We start from the raw sequence: 3,223 nt of genomic DNA, 5'->3' as shown, positions 1-3,223 counted from the left end.
AAGAATAATGATCCTTTTCTATATTATATCAAGACTTTATGACGACAATTTAGTAAAAATATGGGGGGATCTTTGAGGTCTACACTCTGTCTCCATACTAATCGATAATTTTTAGTATACTCAATTTTTCAGGACTTTATAGGGCTTTATTTCATAATGATATATTTGGAGGAAACCAACTACGTACAACCATCCTAAAAAGCAAGCGTAAGTTGGGTTATACATGGCGCAGCCTAACGATCATTCAGTTGTTAGGTTGCCCTTCGTTTAGTCCAGCTTACGCTTACTTCAATTACACCGATAAGGTTAGATCTTACCTTTGCTTTTTTAAGATTTTAGATGGCAAAGGGCAAGATCTGATCTCTTTATTAATGTATACACAGATTAGCATTCTGGTAATTGCTCTAGGTTGTCAGTTTCGATTCCATTAGCAATAGTCCGGAGATATTCATTGTTGTATAAGAGCCCGCTACTTTGATTTACCACGATTACATTAACAGATTTTTGAGTTCGTTTATCTTTAACAAAGAAAGTACAAAGTCTATTTTGAATCATTTGAATGGCCTGTTGAATAGGAATTTTTTGAATTGACTGTCCGTTATTATAGCCGATATGTGTAATTTTTTGATTTTGTGATAATAGGCCACTAGATTTTTGTATACAAACAATTTCATATGAGGTCATGGAGTCTCCATAAATAAAATAATCCTATTCATAATTATAGATTATTGAAATTAGTTCAAAAATATTTTAATTTTCCTAGTGAACGTTGCTTTTAATCCGTTGCTCTCAGGTTCAAATCCTCGCGGCCTCACTAATTAAATCTATCAAGGCTACGCTCGCAATTAAGCTATAATTCTATTGGAAAGATTGATTAGATGCTGCAAATAAATCACATAATGTAGATGTAAGGACACGCTTATTATTCAGGTACCTTAAGTTAAGGATACACATGGAATGAATCAAGTAAACAATGCTCATTGTCATAGTAGTAATAATGACATTTATTCCTGCCTCAGTACTATTAGCAGCGGAAAGAGTTCAAGTTTGCGCGAAGTATCGAACCTCAAGTGGATGGTTTGATATTTATAAAGTGGAAGCAACGATTATCAAGGGGAGTGAACTTAATCAAGCCACCTCAAGCTTTAAATACCCAAGCTTCGAAACATAAGTCGTAATTTTTTGGGATAGAGATGAGGCCAGCGTGATACAAATGGATCACCCTTTGTTACCTTTATGGAACAAACAGGCTACGACCAGCAAGGAAGAGAATGGCAAATCAAAAAGGGCTCATTTTGTTTCTAGGAACTTAAATAGTAAGCGTAGCCTTGATGGGGCGCAGCGAATCAAGGTTTTCATTCTCCAAATTAACTATCAACATCACAGTAAAGAGAAAAGTCCCTCTGCAACAAAATTTCTTCGATAATTCACCAATTGTATATTCGGTTAATGGTTGGCTGAAAGAATATTAATTGAAGCTTCGATATAAATAAAGCTTGATTATGCTATGTTTGCTTGGTGCCTCCGGAAATCGGATGAGTGAGTTTAATGAATCCAGTAGCTTTTTTATATAATGGCAAGGCGAATCCATTGGAGAATAGCTTTATAAAATGCTTTCAGAGTTATATTTACATTGGTGTAAAAGGTTAGTTATAAATATTTATTTTCCGTGAAGCCAGTTCGTTGTAGCCATACTAAAAAATCGACTCCAAATTCTGTAATACAAAAATTAGTTTCATTGGTAGTAATTAAAATAGATTGCTTAAGAAAATTCACATACATTTCATAAGTCCATGTTGCAAAAAAGTCGGAGTATTTTTGAGTGACATCATTGAAATAGTCTTTTATATAATTTTCATTTAAACCATAGGGTTTGTGAGAGTTAAGGATTTTTAACAAATTAATCTGGCTTCCAAATATGGAATTATAAACGGCTTGGCATCTTAAGAAAAAAAATGTCTCAGCGTACTCTTTTGTTAGCATCTCAATTTTTTTATTATCATCTGATGTCAATTTATTTATATACTCAGTTATCCCTGGAATAGATTGAGCAACAGTAGTAAAACTATGGTTCTGTGAAATTTGTTCGGTTTTATTTTTTATCTCATCAACTGTAGATGGGGGAACAACTTGCTTTTCCGAGGGATCAAAACTAATTCCCTCCTTACTGACTTTATTGATTCGATCTAAAAGTCGAGCAATATTATTTTTAAACTTAAAAATAAAGATAAGAAATAAAATAATAGCTGCTTGTGGCCAAGTTGGGCTTATTAAGTTAATTAAATGGTTTATTAGATTGTTGAGATGAGTTAGCCAATTCAAACTAAATTCCTTGTCCGATATACCTAATCTTGTCTACATTGCGTCTACACGACTTTTTTGTATTTCCTGAAAACTACACGTAACTACTTGATTATATTGGTGGGCCCACTAGGACTTGAACCTAGGACCAACGGATTATGAGTCCGCTGCTCTAACCAACTGAGCTATGGGCCCGGAAGAGGAGTTTATTTTAAACTTAAATTCAGTATTGTGCCAGTTTTTTTAGTAAGTTTTTATAAGCAATTGGTTTTATGTGGTTTAAATGTGTTTTTGCATGTATTTTGTGGGGCTGTATGTTACTTTGAACTATTAATTTGTTTGGGGTAAATATCTATGTCGTATGTTCGTCTTTCTAATAACGGCTCGACGCCTTTTGAGCGTTTGTTAGGGCATGCATCACATATTTTGGAGCAGTGGAACGATTTGGAAGAGGCTTTTTTTAAAAGCATTACATTTGATGATAATTTTTTAGAGCAGGTTCGGCGAGCGTTGGCCTTTACGAATCAGTGTCAGTATTGTATGGCTAAGGCAGGTCCCTGATAAAAATGTGGAAGAAACTCGGTTACTGCTGGCTTTGCGGTTTGCTAATAAATTTGCTATTGATCATAGTGCGGTTAGTGAGCAGGAAGTGAGTTATTTAAAGGATTATTTTTCTGAAGCGGAACTTATTGAGTTGATTGCTTTTTGTAGCTTTATTTCAGCATCACAACGCTTTGGGGCGGTTTTTGGGCTTCAAGAGGCGGCCTAATAATAATTGAAGGGGAGGGGAGTCTGTGGCTTAATGAGGCATTGAGCCACAGTCGAACTTAGTGTTGGGCCATGGTCCTAATGGCGCTGCCTTAAGGTGTACAAGAATTAGTAATTTTTAGTTTAATCTATTGAAAAGTAATGAAATCAGTTT

4 protein-coding genes and 1 tRNA gene are annotated in these 3,223 nt (G+C 34.8%); 2 read left to right on the top strand and 3 right to left on the bottom strand.

The features are described 5' to 3' along the window. Positions 1-384: 384 nt before the first annotated feature. The 3 genes from ACQY7T_RS08750 to ACQY7T_RS08740 all read right to left on the bottom strand — a co-directional run bounded on the left by ACQY7T_RS08750 (position 385) and on the right by ACQY7T_RS08740 (position 2,496). Positions 385-684 (bottom strand): DUF3892 domain-containing protein, encoded by a 300-nt coding sequence (locus tag ACQY7T_RS08750; RefSeq protein ID WP_428412728.1) that lies wholly within the window; start codon positions 682-684, stop codon positions 385-387. Between the two features lie 966 nt (positions 685-1,650). Continuing rightward, the gene (locus ACQY7T_RS08745) at positions 1,651-2,322 is read right to left on the bottom strand and encodes a hypothetical protein (protein ID WP_428412726.1); all 672 of its coding nucleotides are present in this window, start codon (positions 2,320-2,322) and stop codon (positions 1,651-1,653) included. A 97-nt stretch (positions 2,323-2,419) separates the two neighbouring features. Then, positions 2,420-2,496 (bottom strand) — tRNA-Ile (locus tag ACQY7T_RS08740). Positions 2,497-2,655: 159 nt separating this feature from the next. Between ACQY7T_RS08740 and ACQY7T_RS08735 the strand changes: the two genes are divergently transcribed. Then, a complete protein-coding gene (locus ACQY7T_RS08735; protein WP_428412724.1) occupies positions 2,656-2,862 on the top strand; it encodes a hypothetical protein in 207 nt (68 codons plus the stop codon). Between the two features lie 7 nt (positions 2,863-2,869). Further along, positions 2,870-3,070, top strand: coding sequence for a hypothetical protein (locus tag ACQY7T_RS08730; protein WP_428412722.1), 201 nt, complete (start codon positions 2,870-2,872; stop codon positions 3,068-3,070). Positions 3,071-3,223 lie beyond the last annotated feature (153 nt).

The organism is Legionella sp., assembly GCF_965140895.1.
Lineage (GTDB): Bacteria > Pseudomonadota > Gammaproteobacteria > Legionellales > Legionellaceae > Legionella.
The sequence above is the reverse complement of the archived record's forward strand: the minus strand, read 5'-3'. Positions and strand labels throughout refer to the sequence as shown.